General features: G+C 36.4%; 15 protein-coding genes and 2 riboswitches. Of the genes, 5 read left to right on the top strand and 10 right to left on the bottom strand.

Annotated elements, in window-relative coordinates:
- Positions 1-120: 120 nt before the first annotated feature.
- Genes murG through DN394_RS01840 form a run of 3 tightly spaced genes read right to left on the bottom strand, consistent with a single transcriptional unit; the run spans position 121 to position 6428 of the window.
- A complete protein-coding gene (gene murG, locus DN394_RS01850; RefSeq protein ID WP_098208625.1) occupies positions 121-1179 on the bottom strand; it encodes an undecaprenyldiphospho-muramoylpentapeptide beta-N-acetylglucosaminyltransferase in 1059 nt (352 codons plus the stop codon).
- Positions 1180-1197: 18 nt separating this feature from the next.
- Positions 1198-4596: a methionine synthase gene (gene metH, locus DN394_RS01845; RefSeq protein ID WP_098208626.1), complete on the bottom strand. Its 3399-nt coding sequence runs from the start codon at positions 4594-4596 to the stop codon at positions 1198-1200.
- Positions 4596-6428: a bifunctional homocysteine S-methyltransferase/methylenetetrahydrofolate reductase gene (locus tag DN394_RS01840; RefSeq protein WP_098085121.1), complete on the bottom strand. Its 1833-nt coding sequence runs from the start codon at positions 6426-6428 to the stop codon at positions 4596-4598. Before DN394_RS01840 ends, metH begins: the two co-directional genes overlap by 1 nt.
- 71 nt (positions 6429-6499) lie before the next feature.
- Positions 6500-6609, bottom strand: a riboswitch (SAM riboswitch).
- A gap of 203 nt (positions 6610-6812) precedes the next feature.
- A riboswitch (SAM riboswitch) is annotated at positions 6813-6922 on the top strand.
- Positions 6923-7016: 94 nt separating this feature from the next.
- On the opposite strand from DN394_RS01840, the gene metI reads away from it, so the two are divergent.
- The 4 genes from metI to DN394_RS01820 all read left to right on the top strand — a co-directional run bounded on the left by metI (position 7017) and on the right by DN394_RS01820 (position 10688).
- Positions 7017-8129 carry a cystathionine gamma-synthase/O-acetylhomoserine thiolyase gene (gene metI / locus DN394_RS01835; RefSeq protein WP_000103901.1) on the top strand — a complete coding sequence of 371 codons (1113 nt, stop codon included), beginning with the start codon at positions 7017-7019 and terminating at the stop codon, positions 8127-8129.
- Positions 8126-9289 (top strand): cystathionine beta-lyase, encoded by a 1164-nt coding sequence (metC, locus tag DN394_RS01830; RefSeq protein ID WP_000122285.1) that lies wholly within the window; start codon positions 8126-8128, stop codon positions 9287-9289. The genes metI and metC overlap by 4 nt, the downstream gene beginning before the upstream one ends.
- Positions 9290-9451: 162 nt before the next feature.
- A complete protein-coding gene (locus DN394_RS01825; protein ID WP_000379163.1) occupies positions 9452-9964 on the top strand; it encodes a cysteine hydrolase family protein in 513 nt (170 codons plus the stop codon).
- 433 nt (positions 9965-10397) lie between these two features.
- Complete coding sequence (locus tag DN394_RS01820) at positions 10398-10688, top strand: ArsR/SmtB family transcription factor (protein ID WP_000894375.1); 291 nt, start codon at positions 10398-10400, stop codon at positions 10686-10688.
- Positions 10689-10839: 151 nt separating this feature from the next.
- Here DN394_RS01820 and DN394_RS01815 read toward each other — a convergent pair whose 3' ends face one another.
- Both DN394_RS01815 and DN394_RS01810 read right to left on the bottom strand, forming a co-directional pair.
- Positions 10840-11952: a class I SAM-dependent methyltransferase gene (locus tag DN394_RS01815; RefSeq protein WP_098085124.1), complete on the bottom strand. Its 1113-nt coding sequence runs from the start codon at positions 11950-11952 to the stop codon at positions 10840-10842.
- 9 nt (positions 11953-11961) lie between these two features.
- A complete protein-coding gene (locus DN394_RS01810) occupies positions 11962-12591 on the bottom strand; it encodes an MBL fold metallo-hydrolase (RefSeq protein ID WP_097843957.1) in 630 nt (209 codons plus the stop codon).
- A gap of 170 nt (positions 12592-12761) precedes the next feature.
- Between DN394_RS01810 and DN394_RS01805 the strand changes: the two genes are divergently transcribed.
- Positions 12762-12935 carry a DUF2759 domain-containing protein gene (locus DN394_RS01805; RefSeq protein WP_000524847.1) on the top strand — a complete coding sequence of 58 codons (174 nt, stop codon included), beginning with the start codon at positions 12762-12764 and terminating at the stop codon, positions 12933-12935.
- Between the two features lie 80 nt (positions 12936-13015).
- Here DN394_RS01805 and glcK read toward each other — a convergent pair whose 3' ends face one another.
- The 5 genes from glcK to DN394_RS01780 all read right to left on the bottom strand — a co-directional run bounded on the left by glcK (position 13016) and on the right by DN394_RS01780 (position 17578).
- On the bottom strand, positions 13016-13999 hold the full coding sequence (glcK, locus tag DN394_RS01800; RefSeq protein WP_000391711.1) for a glucokinase: 984 nt from the start codon (positions 13997-13999) through the stop codon (positions 13016-13018).
- A 19-nt stretch (positions 14000-14018) separates the two neighbouring features.
- Positions 14019-14219, bottom strand: a complete 201-nt coding sequence (locus tag DN394_RS01795; RefSeq protein ID WP_000253699.1) for a YqgQ family protein — start codon at positions 14217-14219, stop codon at positions 14019-14021.
- 103 nt (positions 14220-14322) lie between these two features.
- The gene (locus DN394_RS01790; protein WP_098127812.1) at positions 14323-14901 is read right to left on the bottom strand and encodes a 5-formyltetrahydrofolate cyclo-ligase; all 579 of its coding nucleotides are present in this window, start codon (positions 14899-14901) and stop codon (positions 14323-14325) included.
- Positions 14902-15005: 104 nt separating this feature from the next.
- Complete coding sequence (gene rpmG, locus DN394_RS01785; protein ID WP_001265616.1) at positions 15006-15155, bottom strand: 50S ribosomal protein L33; 150 nt, start codon at positions 15153-15155, stop codon at positions 15006-15008.
- A gap of 68 nt (positions 15156-15223) precedes the next feature.
- Complete coding sequence (locus tag DN394_RS01780) at positions 15224-17578, bottom strand: sugar phosphate nucleotidyltransferase (protein WP_048565714.1); 2355 nt, start codon at positions 17576-17578, stop codon at positions 15224-15226.
- Between the last annotated feature and the right edge of the window lie 327 nt (positions 17579-17905).

The following is a 17905-nucleotide window of genomic DNA, read 5'->3' as shown; positions in this document are numbered from 1 at the left end:
CAACTAATAATCAGTGGGGGATTAACCCCTCCCCCACTGATTAAAGTTTCACTTTATTGTAACATAAAAATATCAATCCTTGGAATCTTTCATCCTACTAAAAAAGACATGATTGTTTCATCATGCCTCTGAAATATGTTGAATGATTGTTTGAATTGCTTCTTTTCCATTATATTTTTTTAGTGCTGTTTTATACATCTCATTATTTTGATTTAATTCTTCGACATGCTTTATAAGTGATTTCACAGTCACATCTTCTTCATACAATACGGAAGCATATCCTTGTCTTTCAAAAGACTCTGCATTTAGTATTTGATCTCCACGACTTGCAAATTTCGATAGCGGAATTAAAACCATCGGCTTTTGCAATGTTAAAAACTCAAAAATGGCATTAGAGCCCGCACGTGAAATAACAAAATCTGTTATCGCTAATATGTCTGGCAGTTCTCCATGTATATATTCAAATTGTTTATATCCTTCTTTATTTTGTAAGCTTTCATCAAGATTACCTTTTCCGCAAAGATGAACAATTTGATATTTTTTCAAAAGTTCTGGTAACGCTTCTCGAACCGTTTCATTAATTTTCTTTGCGCCCAAACTTCCTCCCATAATTGTAATAACTGGCTTTTTACGTGAAAAACCTAAAAACGCTAAACCTTTTTCACGATTTCCCTTTAGCACTTCTTCACGTACAGGAGATCCTGTATAGATTACTTTTTCTTTCGGTAAATGTTTCGCAGCTTCTTCAAATGTAACAAATATTTTCGAAGCAAAACGGAGCGCAATTTTATTTGCTAGTCCTGGCGTCATATCAGATTCATGTAATAAAACAGGGACTCTATTTAGCCAGCCTCCAATTACGACTGGTACAGATACGAAACCACCTTTTGAAAAAATCACATCCGGTTTTAGTTTTCGAATCCTTACATACGCATCCATAACACCCTTCATTACAAGAAAAGGATCTTTTATATTTTTTAAATCAAAATAACGACGTAGCTTTCCACTTGAAATACTATAGTACGGAATGCCTTCCTGTTCTATAATCGTTTTCTCAATTCCTTGATGAGAACCAATATAAGAAATATCCCAATTCCGTTCTTGTAAATGTGGAATGATGGCTAAATTAGGTGTTACATGCCCGGCCGAACCGCCACCTGTAAAGACTATTTTCTTCATACGTCTCCCCCTTCTACACTATAATACACTAAAATATCTTGCCTCAGGGTGAGAAAATACCATAGCCGTTACAGACGCTTCTGGCTCCATCATAAATCCTTCCGTTAATGAAATACCTATTTCCTCTGGATGAATTAAGCGAAATAGCTTTTCTTGATCTGCAAGTTCTGGACATGCCGGATAACCGAAGGACACTCGTATCCCTCTATATTTCGTACGGAAACGTTCTTCCATCGTCAGTTCTGATGAATCTGGAATACCCCAGCGATCACGAATGAGCATATGTGTTTTTTCAGCAAGACCTTCTGCTAGTTCAAGCGCTAACGATTGAATGGCATGACTGCGTAAATAATCCCCCTTCGCCTTCCACTCTTCAGCAATGTCCCGAACGCCTTCCCCAACCGTAACAGATAGGAAAGCAACATAGTCCATCTCATCTTCAACTGGTCGTAAATAATCACCTAAAGTACGATATGGTGCTTTTCCTTGCCTTGGGAATGTGAAACGCTCTATAACACGTGTATGATCTTCTGGATCATATATTACAATGTTTTGTCCGTCACTTTGCGCTGGGAAAAATTGATACACCGCTTTCGGTTTTAACCAATATTTTCCTTCCTGCAATAATTCGTCTATTAAATCATTTAATTCGTGTGCTCTCTTATCTCCCTCTCGCAAAAGCTTCTTCACATTTCCTTTTAATCCAAGGTGATGTCCAAGTAGCATTTGTCTATTTAAAAATGGAGCGAGATGTGCAACTGGGATATCACGTAATACAATTCGCTTTGTTGAATCAGGTATCATAACCTCAGCCTTCGGTAACGGTTCAATTACTGCTGGAATTTCTACTTTCTTCTCCTCTTTTTTTACGATATGAAGATGACGCTCTTTTTTATCTTGTTTCATCTTCTCGCGCTCTTCTTCTTTTTGAAGCTTATTAATAATATCAAGCCCCGTCATCGCATCACTCGCATAGCATACGAGCCCTGTATATGATGGGGATATACGGTTATCTGTAAACTTTCTCGTTAACGCCGCCCCGCCTACAACGATTGGAATATCAATATTTGCCGCTTTTAAATCTTCAGCAGTCGTTACCATTTGTTGCGCTGATTTTACTAATAAACCAGAAAGGCCAATAATGTCAGGCTTCTTTTCTTGTACTTCTTGTACAATTCGATCTGAGCGAACATTGATTCCTAAATTAATAATCTCATATCCGTTATTCGATAAAATAATTTCAACGAGGTTTTTGCCAATATCATGTACGTCACCTTTAACAGTTGCTAATAATACTTTCCCCTTTTTCGCACTCTCGCTAGATTCCATATGTGGCTCTAAATAGCTTACGGCAGCTTTCATACTTTCAGCACTTTGCAATACTTCGGCAACGATAAGCTCATTATTATTAAATAATCGTCCCACCTCATCCATTCCTGTCATAAGTGGGCCATTAATAATATCCAAAGGTTTTCTTCCTTCTGTAAGTGCAAGGCTTAAATCTTCTTGTAGTCCTTGTTTCGTACCTTCTACAATGTAATTTGCCAGCCTTTCATCAAGAGTTAATGTTTCTTGGGTAACGACATCTTTCTTTTTTGCCGCGCGATAAAAATTTGTAAATTCTTCTAACGTCTCTTGCGTCGTTTCAAAAAGTAGTGCATCAGCAAGACGTTTTTCTTCCTCTGGAATTGACGCATACCGTTCTAATTTTTCCGTATTCACAATCGCGTAATCTAATCCTGCTTTCGTTGCATGATATAAAAAGACGGAATTTAATACTTCGCGGCCAGCTGGTGGTAAACCAAATGATATGTTACTTACACCTAAAATCGTTAAACACTCTGGTAAGGCTTCTTTAATAAGGCGAATTCCTTCTATCGTCGCTGCCGCTGAACCAATATATTCTTCATCACCTGTACCTACAGGAAATACAAGTGCATCAAAAATAATATCTGACGGGCGTATACCATATTTCGTCGTCAATAACTCATAACTTCTTTTCGCGATTTCGAGTTTTCGTTCTGCACTAACCGCCATACCATCTTCATCAATTGTTCCTACAACAATAGCAGCACCATATTTCTGAAGAAGCGGCGTCACTTTTTTAAATCGTTCTTCTCCATCTTCTAAATTAATTGAGTTAATAACAGCTTTACCTTGAATATAAGTAAGAGCTCGCTCCATCACATTTTCATCTGTTGAATCAATCATAATCGGTACTTTTAACACTTTCGTAACTTCTGCCAAGAAGTTTTCCATATCTTCTATTTCATCGCGATCAGGATCTGCCATACAAATATCAATAATATGAGCATTTTTCTTCACTTGCGCTCTTGCGACTTCAGCAGCCTCTTCAAATTTCCCTTCTGCTACTAATCGTTTAAATTTACGTGACCCAATAACGTTTGTTCTTTCACCAACAAATAATGGTCTCATAGAGTCATCATATTGAAGTGCCTCTAATCCACTAACCCCGTGTCCATCTCTTTCGTGGTGTTCACGCGGCTTAAGAGAAGCTAACGCAGATTTCATTGCTTTTATATGTTCTGGTGTTGTGCCACAACAACCACCGATAATATTAACCCATCCTTCTTCAGCAAATCGCTTCACTTTTTCAGCGAGAGAAGATGGAGATTCATGATAATGTCCATCTTCATCAGGAAGACCTGCATTTGGATAACAAGAAATGTAACACTCCGACAAATCAGATAGTGAACGAATATGGTCTCTCATAAACTCCGGACCAGTCGCACAGTTTAATCCAACAGATAGTGGCTTCATATGTTCTACTGATAAGTAAAAAGCCTCAATTGTTTGCCCGGCCAGAGTCGTTCCCATCGGTTCAATCGTTCCTGAAATCATAATAGGTACAATTTTATTTAGCTCATCAAAAGCTGCTTGAATTCCAATATAAGCAGCCTTCACGTTACGCATATCTTGACTCGTCTCAACGAGTAATACATCTACGTCGCCATTTAATAAGCCTCTAGCCTGCCGTGTATAGGCTTCAATTAATTCTTCAAACGTCACACCACCTGTAACACTAATCGCTTTCGTTGTCGGCCCCATTGCTCCCGCAACATATACTTCTTTTCCGCTTTCGTTGACCGCTTGCTTCGCTAAACGTGCTGCCTTCTCATTTAATTCCTCATCTAAATGAGACAACTCATAATCACTTAATACAATATTCGTCGCCCCAAATGTATTTGTTTCAATAATATCCGCTCCAGCTTCAATATAAGCTTTATGAATCTTTAAAATGACATCAGGCCTTGTTTCTACTAAATATTCATTACAGCCTTCGTACTCTTCTCCTCCGAAATCTTCCGCAGTTAAGTCCTCTTGCTGGATCATCGTTCCCATTGCACCATCTAATATTAAGATGTCATTTTTTAATTTTTCTTCTATACATTTCATCAGTTAATACCTTCTTTCACTTCTTGCTTTTCTCTCACATATTTAACAAGATGTTCTGTAATTTCATATTTTAGAAATGGTGTAATAAGATAAATGCCGTTAAAATATTTCATCGCCGCATCGATCAATTCTTGTGAAATGCGAATCCCTTCCTCAATTGCTGCCTCTTTCGTTTCATGTCCATCCATTCTCTCCCTTATTTCTTCAGGTAGAGTAATACCCGGCACCTCAAAATGAAGGAAATCTGCATTCCTTTTACTTATTAATGGCATAATCCCAATAAAAATAGGTTGTTCCAAATGCTTTGTCGCTTCATACACTTCTTCAATTAACGCGATATCATAAATTGGCTGCGTTAAGAAATATTCCGCTCCAGCATCTATTTTCCGTTCCATTCGCTTAACCGCTGCTTTTAAATGTCTTACATGCGGATTAAACGCACCTCCCACTGAAAACCTTGTTGCTGGACCAATTGATTTCCCTAAAATCGAGCGCCCGTCGTTCATTTCTTTAATCATTTTAATGAGCTCAATAGAGGACAAATCATATACAGAAGTGGCACCTGGAAAATCACCAACGCGTGCTGGATCCCCAGTTAAAGCTAACACTTCTTCCATACCTAACGCTGATAGGCCTAGTAAATGAGATTGTAGTCCGATGACGTTATGGTCTCTACACGTTAAGTGCGTCAATACCGGAATATCGTGCTTCGTTAATAATGCCCCCATTGCCATATTCGAGATGCGAGGCGATGCTAATGAATTATCTGCTAGAGTAATAGCATCTGCACCAGCTCTTTTCAATGCTCTTGCCCCTTCAAAAAATCGCTGCGTATCTAACGTTTTCGGTGGATCTAATTCCACTACTACTGTCGTTTGTTTTTTTGCTTTCTCTGCTAAAGTGACATGAGCTTTCGAACGTTTCTCATGTGTATGAACTACTTTCGGTCTTTGAATCGTATCCTTTTCTATTACAGGCGTAATATTTAGAGTAGCACGTTTCATACTTTCAATATGTTCTGGAGTAGTGCCACAACACCCCCCCAATAACCGGATACCTTGCTCAATAAATTTCGGTGTCATCGCTTCGAAATAAGCCGGACTTCCCTCATATACGTAGCGTCCCTCCACATAATTCGGGAGACCTGCATTTGGATATGCTGACAAGTAGCCATTTTGAGGAATCGATATCATTTTAAAAGCTTCCGTCATATGAAGTGGCCCTAGTTGACAGTTCAATCCAACGACATTTGCACCGTAATCTAAAAGCTGTTTTAATATTTCATTTACATCATTTCCATTTTGAGTCGTACCTGCCTCATGTAACGCTAATTGAGCTACAATTGGAATATTCGTTTGTTTTCGTAACACCTGAACAGCATGAAGTAATTCAAACTCATCATAGAAAGTCTCTAATAGCAGTCCATCAACCTGTTCTTCTAGTAATGCACTTGCCTGTTCCAGTAACATAAATTCTCGCTCCATATCAGTTGTCGTAACAGCTCCGATATGTTTCATACCACCAATTGTCCCTAAAATTGCATTTCTATCTGTAACAGATGCTTTCGCAATCTTCACTGCCGCTTTATTAATTTGAACAACTTGATTCTCTAAGCCATACATACGTAATTTCGCTTCATTTGCTCCGTACGTATTTGTTTGAATCACATCTGCCCCAGCAGCTACATATTGTTTATGAATCGATATAATTAAATCTGGATCAGATATATTCAATTCTTCAAAACTACTTTGCAAACCATGTGAATGTAATAATGTCCCGACCGCACCATCACCTATTACAATTCCTTTTGATAATAAATCTAGTAATTTCACAAATCTCCCTCATTTCTATCAATATAAAAAAACCCCTCTTCACTTTGAAGAGGGGGACATAATCGTTCCTCCTCTTATTATGCAAAACATTCGTTTTGCAGGTATTAGCACCGTTTCAAACATTTCGTTTAAAGGTTGCCGGGTTTCACAGGGCCTTTCCCTCCACCGCTCTCAATAAGAGTTTGTCTTTATTATTTTATTTATGTAGCTAAAAGGAAATACGTTCCCCTTTTAACAATGTTTGTTAATTTTTTAATAAATTTAGCATGCACAAATGCAAAAGTCAATGACACTTGCGGAAAAATAAAAATTATTTAAAATAAAGTTGCAATTCAATTATCTTTTGTTGTAAAGTTAAAAACATAATAAAATTTCATACGAACATTCTTATCTAGAGAGGTAGAGGGACTGGCCCTTTGACGCCTCAGCAACCATTAACATTTGTTAATAAGGTGCTAATTCCAGCAAATTGTGAAAGATTTGACAGATGAGAAGAAGACTCTATTCAAACCGAAAGCCTTCTTCTTTAGAAGGCTTTTTTTATTTTACATTCACTTAATTGTTAATTTAAAAAGGAGGAATTTTCACATGTCAACTATTGAAACAAAACTAGCACAAATCGGAAACCGGAGCGAGACTACAACAGGAACTGTTAACCCACCTGTTTATTTTTCAACTGCTTATCGTCACGAAGGAATTGGTAACTCTACTGGCTTTGACTATTCACGAACTGGCAATCCAACTCGCGGTCTTTTAGAGCAGGCAATCGCAGATTTAGAGTACGGTGAACAAGGTTATGCCTGTAGTTCAGGGATGGCAGCTGTTCTCCTCGTCCTTTCCCTATTCCGTTCCGGAGACGAACTTATTGTATCTGAAGATTTATACGGGGGCACTTATCGATTATTTTCTGAGCACGAAAAAAAGTGGAATGTTCGATGTAGATACGTAAATACACAATCTATTAAACAAATTGAGCAAGCTATCACAACTGAAACGAAAGCTATTTTCATAGAAACTCCAACTAATCCGTTAATGCAAGTTACTGATATTGCCGCTGTCGCAACTGTAGCGAAAAGACACGGACTACTTCTTATTGTAGACAACACATTCTATACGCCTTATATACAGCAGCCATTAACAGAAGGTGCCGACATTGTACTTCATAGCGCAACGAAATATTTAGGGGGACATAACGATGTCCTAAGCGGACTTGTCGTTGCAAAAGGAAAGGAACTTTGTGAGGAAATCGCTCATTATCATAATGCCTCTGGTGCGGTCTTAAGTCCATTTGACTCATGGCTATTAATTCGTGGTATGAAAACGTTAGCGCTTCGCATGAGACAACATGAAGAAAATGCAAAAGCAGTTGTTGCTTATTTAAATGATGAAGACGGGGTGACAGATGTATTTTATCCTGGAAGAGGCGGCATGATCTCATTTCGTCTGAAAGATGAAACATGGATTAATCCATTCTTACAATCTTTATCCTTAATTACATTTGCTGAAAGTCTTGGTGGTGTTGAAAGTTTAATGACGTATCCAGCAACGCAAACACACGCTGATATTCCTGAAGAAATCAGAACAGCAAACGGTGTATGTAATCGTCTTCTGCGATTTTCCGTTGGCATTGAAAATAGTAACGATTTAATCCAAGACTTAAAGCAAGCCATTAAACTTGTAAAAGAAGGTGTAAGAATATGAGTTATTCTATAGATACACTCTTACTGCACAACCAATATAAACATGACTCGCAAACAGGAGCTGTTAACGTTCCCATCTATAATACATCAACATTCCACCAGTTTGATGTAGATACGTTCGGAAAATATGACTATAGTCGCTCTGGTAATCCAACTCGTGAAGCTCTTGAAGATATCATTGCTTTATTAGAAGGAGGAACAAAGGGATTTGCCTTCGCATCAGGAATTGCAGCGATTTCTACTGCATTCCTCCTTCTTTCACAAGGCGATCACGTACTCATTTCAGAAGACGTATACGGAGGAACTTACCGAATTATAACTGAAGTGCTCTCCCGTTACGGTGTGTCACATACATTTGTTGATATGACAAATGTAGAAGAAATAAAGCAAAACATTAAGCCAAACACAAAACTCTTTTATGTGGAAACACCCTCTAATCCACTTTTAAAAGTGACAGATATTCGTGCTGTTTCTAAACTTGCAAAATCTATTGACGCCCTTACTTTTGTTGATAATACATTTTTGACACCACTATTCCAGAAACCACTTGATCTTGGCGCCGATGTCGTTCTTCATAGTGCCACAAAATTCATTGCCGGTCATAGTGATGTTACTGCCGGATTAGCGGTTGTAAAAGATGCCGAACTCGCTCAAAAACTTGGATTTTTACAAAATGCATTCGGCGCTATTTTAGGTCCTCAAGATTGTTCTCTCGTACTTCGCGGTCTAAAAACATTGCATGTACGTCTTGAGCATTCAGCTGCAAACGCCAATAAAATTGCACATTATTTACAAGAGCACGCTAAAGTTAAAAATGTCTATTATCCTGGCTTACAAACACATCTTGGATTTGATATTCAACAATCTCAAGCTACATCAGCCGGAGCTGTCCTATCTTTCACTTTACAATCAGAAGACGCACTCCGCCAATTTTTATCAAAAGTAAAATTACCTGTCTTTGCAGTTAGTTTAGGAGCTGTCGAATCGATTCTTTCCTACCCAGCTAAAATGTCACATGCAGCACTGTCGCAAGAAGCTCGTGATGAAAGAGGGATTTCTAATTCATTACTTCGGTTATCCGTCGGCCTTGAAAATGTTGACGATTTAATATCCGATTTTGAAAATGCCCTTTCTTATGTAGAAGAACCTGTAAATGCATAGAACGAACAGAAGATATGAAATTAAGTTTTCATATCTTCTTTTTTATACCGTTAAGTATATTTTTTACTTTTCGTATAGTCCATAAAAAAACAAAAGAGCACCATCTATTTCTAAATAATGAATTAATTGATATATTAAGAAGTAAAAAAGGGGGCAAAAATAATGGATACTTGTGCAGATGTTTTAATCGTTATCGATTTACAAAATGGAGTATGTTATAGCGAAGAGCATTTATTCGATTTACAAAATTTACTTACAAAAGTAAATAAAAGAATTTCTTCATACAGAAAATCAAATAAACCAATCATTTTTATTCAACATTGTGACGATGATTTAGTACCCGAAAAAGAACTTTGGGCTATTCATGCTGATCTAGATGTTCAGGAACAAGATTTTTTTGTAAGAAAAACACATGCCAATTCATTTTATAAAACAAACTTGAAAGAGATTTTAGAACAATTATCTGTACACCGTATTGAATTTTGTGGTGCCCAAACAGAGTACTGTATGGATGCTACGATTAAATTTTCCCATGGACTAGAATACGAAAACTTCATGGTACAGAAAGCAACCTCTACGTTAAATAATCCATTTATGTCCGCAAAAGAGACAATTGATTTTTATGAGAACATATGGAACCGCAGATTTTTAAAGCTGATAAAAGATGAACTCTAGAATATATAACTAATGTCTTGGTAATTCTAAAATTTATCAGCTATACTCAAATATTTTGTTATCACCATAAAGAAGCTGACTATATTCAGCTTCCTTTCTTTTAACCTGTTTTATATTCTATATATAACATTATAATTCCTTTTTCTTATTATTTTAAAAATTTTGTATATTCATTTGAAAGAATAAGAAAATCATGATAAAATTGTGTTACAAATATATCTATATCTTTCAATTTTTAAAACGCATCGAAATTTTCGCCCAAAAATGTCATTTTACAAAACCATGCAAATTTATCTACTTTATTTACATCAGGGTCTCTTTTCTTACAATTTCTTTACTTTAGGACTTTTTTTCTGCAACAACTGTTTCCTTTTCTTTAATTTTTTGGTATGTATAGTATGGTATAACAGCTCACACGGAGGTGGAAAAGAACATGTTAGAAACCTTTCAAAAAGAAATAGAACTATATGAAAGCAATGCAGAATTATTGAAAGTACTTGCTCATCCTGTTCGCTTATGTATTGTAAAAGGATTAATTGAACGTGGTCCAAGCAACGTTTCTACAATGTACACTGGCTTAAACATGCCACAATCTACAATTTCACAGCATTTAGCAAAATTAAAAAGTGCTAAAATCGTTTCAAGTGAAAGAAAAGGATTGGAAATTTATTACAAAGTAGAAAACGAGACAATTATTCAACTCGTTCGCGTATTATTAGGTTAAGAGCTCATAAACAGAGAAAAAGGGCGTATTTTATATTTTTTATCTCATATCTTTAATATAAATATATATCATGAGAGGAAATATATGATGCTACATAATTAAAAAGTCGTATTAAAAAACAAGACACAGAAATATGCTGTGTCTTGTTTTTTTATATTTTCAAATACTGATCCAAGTGTAACTGTTGCATATGTTTCGTATGTATCACAACATCAAATGCACTCCCTAATCCTCCGCTCAAAATCATAGAACGAACTGCACGATTTTGTTTTTGAGTTTCAGAAAAAGGATTTTGATCTTGGTGACCCGTAAGCTGATCTAATATTCCTGCTGCTAACAAAAACTCAGATTGCTTCTTATGCCATACTATATTCATGCCTTGCAGGCTAAACATCTCTTTCAGTTCGTCCCAATGAATATGAGTAGTAAGATCCATTTCACCTGGATGCTCTAAAGGATTACGGATTAACTTATGCTCGTAATATCCTCGTAAACTTCCTTCTTGATGTGCAGGATGCATCCATTCTTCTTTTGTGTATCCATAATCAACGGTAATACATACACCTCGTTGAAACCATTTCGCAATTTCTACTATATATTCTTCCATCGCAAGTGGCACTTCAAAACGCTGACCTTCAGCAAGATGAATATTATATTTCAATAAGTATCGACCAATATTTTTCTGTAGCGGTCTACATACTTCTGCGAGTTTCCCTTCCTCTGTGTACGTAACGCGTACTTCATACAATATTCCATTTCTCTTCTCAATTACTTCAACAGGAAATGCATCAAATAACTCATTCGAAAAAAGAATCCCTTCGAATGATTCTCCCATTTCACTATGCGACGTATAATACGACACATTAGAAAACGAACAAAGATTTTTCTGCTGTAAGTTTCTATGAAAAGGGCTCATTTCAATCATTGAATAGTTTAAATCAATAAAGGTTTTTGGAGATACTTGCTTCCACTCTTGTAAAACATCATAGGCAAACCTTCCTGTTCCCCCACCAATCTCACAAATATTCGGAGCAACTTCACCATTTTCAACAAGACGAATAAAAAACTTAGCAAATGTTTTTGCAAAAACAGAGGATACGTTGCTACTTGTAAAAAAATCCCCTTGTCTTCCAATTTTTTCACGTTCCTTCATATAATAGCCATGTCCCTCTGTGTACAATACGAGGTTCATATACGTACTATATGAAATTGAATAATCCTTCTCTTTCTCCATCCATTCTTTTAAAATGAGCTCCATCTCCATACTAGCTCCTTACTGTAAAAATGGATTATTTTCTTTTTCAAAACCAATGCTTGTTTCTGGACCATGTCCACATAGCACCGCTGTTTCATCTGGTAATACAAATAATTTTTCTTCAATACTTCCAATCAATTCAGCAAAACTTCCACCGGGTAAATCTGTTCTTCCGATGCTCATTTGGAACAATACATCTCCAGAAAATACAGCATTCGCCTCTTTACAATAATAAGAAATACTGCCTGGAGAATGTCCTGGCGTCTCAAAAATCTCAAAATTAAATGAACCAATTGCTAATGCACCTTCTGTATCAATAATATGATCTGCTGGTTTTGCTGTAATACTGCGATTCATCATAAAAATTTGAGAACCATTTACAGTTGCATCGCCTAACCAATCTGCTTCTTCTTTATGTACGTACACAGGAATATGAAAAGCGTCTCTTACTGCGTCAACAGCACCAATATGATCAAAGTGAGCATGTGTTAATAAAACAGCAAGTGGCTTTAATTGTTCTTCTTGTAAATATGTAACGAGCTTCTCTCCTTCGTGACCAGGATCAAAGATAATACACTCATTTTGATCATTCGTTAAAATATAAGCATTCGTTTGTAATGGGCCTAACGGCATTTGTATCCATTTCATATGAAAATCTCCTCCAATTATTAAACTTACTTTCAATGATACAACATTTTTTTCTCTTAGGAAAAGAAAGGATGCTATCTCGACAATCATTTTTAAAACATGTACAATATAAAAGAGTTAATATTCTAAAAACTCATATTGAGGAATGGGTAGACAGAGGAGGATATTGTATGGGCCTTGTTATTATTTTTGCGCTAGTCACTCTGTTAGCTGTATTCGCTACGCTTAGAACTCTTCGCGAAAAAAACTTATTCGCGGGCGGCTTTGCAATTGCAACTGTACTCGTTTTCGGATGGTTTACGATCATGACTGTTCTATATAACGGGTACCCACCAGCAGCTTAATTCATTTACATGTTATTCTTCATCAAGATTTCACACAAAAAGAGGAAGGGTTTCCCCTTCCTCTTTTCATATTTCACAACTTATACCATCTTCGCTTCGTATTTGTGCTTTTTTACAAGCCAAGCTCCTCCGATAACACCTGCATCATTACCAAGTATTGCAATCGCTAACTTTGTGCTCTTTACAGCACGTGAGAAAGCATATTGCTCGAAATAACGTTGAATTGGCTCTAATAGTGCATCTCCAGCTTTAGACACGCCCCCGCCAATAACAATTTTCTCTGGGTTCAACGTACTAGCAAGGTTCGCTACAGCTAACCCTAAATAAGAAGCTACTTTTTCTACTACTTCGCCTGCTAGCTCGTCACCTTGTCCAAGTGCTTCAAACACATCTTTTGATGTAATACGCCCTTCTTCTGCTAACATAGAACGTAGAACACTCTCTTTATTAGTCTCTTGTATTTTTTGCATAGCAACACGCACAATACCCGTTGCAGATGCTACAGTTTCTAAGCAACCAGACTTCCCGCAATTACATGGGAAAGCATTCTCTGTAACTACTGTAATATGTCCAATCTCACCAGCAGCTCCGCTTACGCCGTGTACAATCTCACCATTGGCGATTACACCACCACCAACACCAGTGCCAAGTGTCATACAGATTAAATCTTTTGCTCCTTCACCAGCACCTTTCCACATTTCACCAAGCGCTGCTAAGTTTGCATCATTATCAATAACAACAGGTAATCCTGTTTCTACTTCTAATAAATCTTTTAACGGATAGTTTTTCCATCCTAAATTGACCGCTTCATAAATCATTCCAGACGCCACGTGTACAGGACCAGGAGCTCCCATACCAATACCGATTAACTTGCTTTTCAATTCACCTAACTCTTCTAACTTTTTATCAATAGCTTTCGCTACATCAAGCGTAATATGTTTTCCTTGCTCATTTGTATTCGTAGGGATTTCCCACTTATGTAAAATTTCACCGTACACATTAATAAATGCTAATTTAATTGTTGTACCACCAAGGTCAACCCCAACTAACCATTTCTCTTCCATGTTGCTTACCTACCTTTATCTAATTCTTATTTAGCTCTTTTTGAATTTCTTGCTTCAATAAAAATAAAGCTGTTTGATAGTCTTGTGGATCGATTAACTGTGATTGATTTAATTCACGCAATTCATCTTGCATTAATTGTAAATCTGCAATTCGATCACCCGTATAAATAATCGTACCAAATTTCTTTAGCAATTGCTGAATATCATAAATAGATACCATTTTATCACCCTCTATGCTCACTTACTATAAAAAATTATAATAAGAAAACGTTCACATATTTTATTATAATCAAGAAGAAAAAGTCTCGTCAATTTTTATTTGTCTATACAAGCCCATTTTTAACCATTGTTCCTTTTTCTGTAATAATTTTTTCTACGTTTTTATCAAACGGCTCTACTGGAATATGTTCGACTATTTGAAAACTATAAGCTAATGATAGCGTTTTCCCTTTATAATGCACGAGATAACGATCATAATACCCACCGCCATATCCAATCCGTTCTCCTCGCTCTGTATAAGCTACACCTGGCACGATTTGAAGATCAATGTCATCTGCATTCACTTCTTCCGTACACGCTGGAATTGGTTCACGTAAATTCATATACACTGTTTCTAATTGATCAAAATTACTAATTTGCCGGAAAGACATTGTTCGTGTTCCTTTATTACACTTCGGAACAACAACTTGCTTTCCTTCTTCCCAAGCTTTTTCGATAATAGAATATGTATTCACTTCATTTTCCATTGAGAGAGTGATTCCAACTGTTTTAGCTTCAGCCCACTCTTTTTGCGCATACAACGAAAATGCAATTTGCTCTGATAAAGTTGTATACCGTTCTTCTGATAAAGAATTCATGTGCTCTATTATTTGTTTACGTAAACGTACTTTCTCTTCTCTCACACACTTTCCCCCTCACAGTGATACTTTGCTCTACGATGATAGTGTATCACTTTTAACAGAGGAATCGAATAAAAAAAGAAACAGTAGGAAAATATTCCTACTGCTTACTTTGTTTCACGGTGTAACGTAGACTTCTTGTCACGCTTGCAATACTTTTTAAGCTCGATACGCTCAGCGTTGTTACGTTTGTTTTTCTTTGAGATATAGTTACGATCTCCGCATTCTGTACATGCTAGAGTAATATTCACACGCATTCTTATTCCCTCCAGTACTAATAACTTAAATCAGACTATACTATAATACCACTTTTAAAATAAAAATTCTACACCTTTTGATATTGTCTAATTTTTTCTATAAGATTTTTCATGTTTTCCCTTGCTATTACTGGGTTTCTGGCATGCGAATACACTAAAAATTTCGGTTGTTTTGTGTCAGAAACGATATAAGACCACTCTTTTTCGGTATATTTGAACTGTACTCCTTCAAATATACCTTCTTCCTTTCTTTCCATATCAGCCAATAATTTCCTCATTACTTTTCCTTTTTCATTCCATGAACATACAACTTCATCACAAAGTAGATAAAGCGGCGGTGATTGCTCTACTATGCTGAGAAATGTTTTCCCCTGCAATGCTATTAACTCGAATAATTTTCCAATTCGATATAAAATATCTCGCTTCCATCTCGCTTGAAACGACTTTTTTTCATCCTGCGTATAAAATAGAAGGTAACATTCTCCTAATTTCAAAGACATCGGGTAAATATTTCCTGCTGATTCAAGTAATAAATCTGGAATATCTACCTCTTCAAAATCTGTTCCTTGGTAAATATTACTATGATTATCATATAACTCGAAATAATTTCCTTGCTCTGAAAACATAAGTGCCATATTTGCTTTGCTTGATTTCATCAAAGCTTTCACATGATCCTTTTGTTCGCCCGCATAAATCCATGTAACTGTGCATCCGAGCCTTTGTAAAAAGAGCATCAGTAAATGTTGTAACATATCATTCCTCTTATTAATAAGAAGATGAAACTTTTGTTTTTGTATTTTCTCAATATCAACGCGCTCTAATACAGCCTCTATATAATCATGTAAAGAAACGTGGACTAGCTTATTCCGCCCCATTTCTTTCTCACATACGTAATAAAACGACTCAGACATATATACTTGTTCTATCGCTTTTTGCTGCTTATAGGTTAATTGTACCCCCTCCTTACCATATAACTTTATAACAACCTCTTTTTCGTTTTCCACTTGAATGAAAACCCCACCTGCACATTGTAAATCCTGAATGCTATACTGAAAAAGTGACTCGTTTATTTCTTTGCATTCCATCGTATGAATCCCGATACCATGAATCGCATGAAGAAAGAGATTTTTATAAGAAGTCGTTTCTATATGTTCTTGACTTCCAATTAATATACTTTCTCCTTTGGCAAAAAGAGATCCATACGCCATCGCAACCTTCACAATAAATTGAGGAGTGATTTCAACATTACCTCTTCCTACAATACGGCTTTTTTGCAACCATCCTGCACTCTTTTCACTTTCTTGAACACCAGCCGATCCTACTACTGAATAGCTGTCAATCGCCTTATATGGCCATAGTTTTCCCTTTTGCTTAATTACCGTACTTTTCCCTATATGACAATGATCCGCTACAATGCTTTTTTGAAACAGTGTAACGTCATCTTCCACCATTGTATGCTCTCCTATGGTCGTTTCTAATAGCTCGCAATACTGACCAATGTGCGCATTTGCAAAAACAATACTTTTTTGAAGATGAGAATAACTTGAAACCACACTATTTTTCCCGATAATAGAGTATGGCTCAATTACAGCTCCAGCACCAATCTTTGCTCCTTCTCCAATAAAAGAAGGACCGTGAATTTTCGTTCCTTTTCCAATCGTCACACCTTCCCCCATCCATACCATCGGCAATACTTCCGTGTAAGGAATAGGTACTTGCAATTTTTTCGTTAACAAATCAAATTGTGCTTGTCGATATTGATCAAATGTACCGATATCTAACCAATAACCTTCTGACAAATATGCAAATAACGCGTTCTTATTTGCCAATAGCGGAAACACATCTTGACTGAAATCAAAAAACTCTCGGGGCGGTATGTAAGAAAAAATTTCTGGCTCCATAATATATATACCTGTATTCACAATATTAGAGACTACTTCATTCCAGCTAGGTTTTTCTATATATCGTGTAACCTCTTGTTCTTTGTTCATTACAACTAAACCGAATGAGAGTGGGTTTTCTACTTCCTTTACAAACATAGTTACCATTCTTTTCTTTTGTTCATGAAACATAATTCCTTCTGATAATTGAAAATCAGTTAACGCATCCCCGCTTATCACAACAAACGTTTCATCTAAAAATGTTTCCGCTTGTTTAATACTCCCTGCAGTTCCAAGCGGGGGAGAATCTTCAAAGTAGTACAAGTTAACTCCCCATTTGCTACCGTCTCCAAAATATTGCTTAATGGCCGTACTCATATACTGAACAGTAATTGCAATTTCACGAATACCATGCTGACGTAATAATTCAATATTGTATTCCAAAACTGGCTTTTCTAATAATGGTAACATCGGCTTTGGAGTATTACATGTTAATGGTCTAAGGCGTCGTCCTTTTCCTCCAGCTAAAATAACCCCCTTCATATACTTCAGCCTCCACTTATATAATGATCAGTAACTTCATATACGATATGTATATTATCTATCCCGCATTAACTAGCAGTATAAAATGAAACTTTAATTAGTAGGGATTTTGTGCATCTCCCACTGATTATTAGCCCTGACCACTCGGGCTTTTACAGGCGGTAAAACTGTCTATATACATATACCTTTTCAATATCACGAAAGAAAGCGCTTACCATTAACTTAGTAAAATATCCCTTAATAAGTGAACAACATATATGTCCTATTTTTTCCATTATATTATGATACATCTTATCATCATAAACTAAAGGAAACAACGAGCTTTTT

The organism is Bacillus sp. BB081, assembly GCF_008368895.1.
Classification (GTDB): domain Bacteria; phylum Bacillota; class Bacilli; order Bacillales; family Bacillaceae_G; genus Bacillus_A; species Bacillus_A wiedmannii.
This window is presented reverse-complemented; position numbering and strand designations above follow the sequence as displayed.